We start from the raw sequence: 2,254 nt of genomic DNA, 5'->3' as shown, positions 1-2,254 counted from the left end.
GCCGCACCCCGGCTGGTCCGGGGTGCGCGACGGCACGCGCCCGTCCCCCACCGCGCCGCAACCGGTCCGCGACTTCGGCGCGCTCGACCTGACGCCCTACTTCGGGCCGGGGTGGGTGCGCGGCGCGGAGTACCTGACCGTCGACGTGCGCACCCCGGCCGCCGACGACGGCGCGCGGCCGGTGATGGTGTTCGTGCACGGCGGCGGGTTCGTCACCGGGTCGACGCGGGCCGCGCTCTACGACGGCGGCGCGTTCGCCCGCGACGGCGTCGTGCTGGTGACGGTGAACTACCGCCTGGGCGTCCCCGGTTTCCTGGACCTGGCGGGCGCCCCGCGCAACCGGGGGCTGCTGGACGTGCTCGCCGCGCTGGGCTGGGTGCGCTCGACGATCGCGGCGTTCGGCGGGGACCCCGGCCACGTGACGGTGTTCGGCCAGTCGGCGGGCGCGACGCTGGTGGGCGCGCTGCTCGCGACACCGGCGGCGACGGGGCTGTTCCGGCGGGCGGTCGTGCAGAGCGGCAGCGGGACCGGGGCGTTCACCCCGGAGCAGGCGGGGCGGGTCACCGCCGCCGCGTCCGCCGCGCTGGGGGTGGAACCGACCGCCGAGGCGTTCGGCGCGGCCCCGGACGAGCGGTTCCTGGCGGTGCTGCCCGCGCTGGCCGGGCTCGACCTGCGCACTCGCGCCGCCGCCGACCCGCTGGCCGGGTTGAGCCCGTTCAGCCTGGTGCTGGACGCGCAGCCCGCCGACGCCCTCGCGGACGGCCCGGCCCGCGACGTGGACCTGCTGATCGGGACGAACACCGAGGAGGGGCGGCTGTACGTGGTGCCGCAGGGGAAGCCGGAGGAGGGGGCGGAGGCGCTCGGGGCCGTCCTGTTCGGCGCCGGGACGGACCGCTTGGCGCGGGCGCACGCGCGGATCTCGGGCGGGCGCACGCACGTCTACTCCTTCGCGCACCGCTCGACGGCGCTGGGCGGGCGGCTCGGCGCGGCGCACACCGTGGAGCTGCCGTTCGTGTTCGACGTCGCCGACTCGCCGTGGTTGCACGGCGCGACCGGCCTGCTCGGCCCCACCCCCGCGCCCGCGGGGCTCGCCGCGCGCGTGCACGGGGCCTGGGTGGCGTTCGCGGGCACCGGGTCACCGGGGTGGGCGGCCTACTCCGCCGAGCACCCGGTGGTGGAGGTGTTCGGCTGAGCCGCGCCGGGCACGGTCGGTGACGGCCACACCCTCAGGTGAACTGCGTCGCACGACGATTGGGTGGCGGTCCGCTCGGGAATCCCGCCAGCGTTGGACCATCGACTACCTGGAGGGTGACATGATCGGGTTCATCGTCGCCGGCCTGATCATCGGCGCGCTCGCCCGCCTGATCAAGCCCGGCAAGCAGAACCTCAGCGTGATCGCGACGCTGTTGCTCGGGCTCGTGGGCTCCGTCATCGGCGGCACGATCGCGAACGTGCTCGGCACCGGTGACATCTTCGAGCTGAACGTGCTCGGCTTCATCGTCGCCGTGATCGCCTCCGTGCTGCTGATCGGCGTCGCCGAGGGCCTGTCGGGCAACCGCCGCTCCAGCGTCCGGTGACGACGCGCGACCACGTCGAGGCCCCCGCACCCGGTGGTGCGGGGGCCTCGCGCGTTGGGGACTACTCGCCGGGGTCGGGCGCGACGCCGGTGGCCGCGGCGGTGGCCCGCCACAGCTCGGCGGCGAGCCTCGGGTCGCGGGCGGTGGCCGAGCGCGTCGCGGGCCCGGCAGGCCCCCTGGTGCCGAACAACCGGGTGGGCCCGAGGTAGTCCCCGCCGCCGACCGGTCCGGTGGCGGCGAGCACCTGGGGCAGGATGCCGTCGGCGACCGGCTGGGACAGGTAGCGCTCGGGCAGCGCGTACAGCCGGGTCTTCCACGTGCCGCCGCGCGCGAGGGCGTTGGCGAGCAGTTGCGAGGTGGTCAGGCCGGGGTGGGCGGCGACCGACAGCACGGGGTCGCCCGCGCGGCGCAACCGCCGGTCCAGCTCGGCGGTGAACAGCAGGTTCGCGAGCTTGGACGCCCCGTAGGCGCGGGTGGGCGAGTAGCTCCGCCGCTCCCAGTGCAGGTCGGCGGGGTCGAGCCCGCCGGTGCGGTGCCCCAGGCTGGACGTGGTCACCACCCTGGCGGGCCGCTCCGGGGTCCCGGCGGCGCGCAGGGCGGGCATCAGCAGCCAGGTCAGCGCGGCCGGTCCGAGGTGGTTGGTGCCGATCTGGAGCTCGAACCCGTCGCGGGTGAGC

2 protein-coding genes and 1 pseudogene are annotated in these 2,254 nt (G+C 76.5%); 2 read left to right on the top strand and 1 reads right to left on the bottom strand.

Features of this window, described 5'->3' with window-relative positions; all coding sequences use genetic code 11:
- Positions 1-1,192 (top strand): carboxylesterase family protein (locus tag ACTUAL_RS10945; protein ID WP_440900170.1); only part of this gene is annotated, 1,192 nt, incomplete at its 5' end.
- A 121-nt stretch (positions 1,193-1,313) separates the two neighbouring features.
- Positions 1,314-1,577: a GlsB/YeaQ/YmgE family stress response membrane protein gene (locus ACTUAL_RS10940; RefSeq protein ID WP_253850203.1), complete on the top strand. Its 264-nt coding sequence runs from the start codon at positions 1,314-1,316 to the stop codon at positions 1,575-1,577.
- 61 nt (positions 1,578-1,638) lie between these two features.
- Here the strand turns inward: ACTUAL_RS10940 and ACTUAL_RS10935 are convergent.
- Positions 1,639-2,254 (bottom strand): annotated as a pseudogene (locus ACTUAL_RS10935) (protochlorophyllide oxidoreductase); the annotation flags it as partial.

The sequence above is a fragment of the Actinosynnema sp. genome (genome assembly GCF_052038725.1).
The sequence above is the reverse complement of the archived record's forward strand: the minus strand, read 5'-3'. Positions and strand labels throughout refer to the sequence as shown.

Coding starts and splice junctions, on each gene's coding strand:
- ACTUAL_RS10940 (WP_253850203.1), top strand. CDS start 1,314: ATGATCGGGTTCATCGTCGCCGGCCTGATCATCGGCGCGCTCGCCCGC.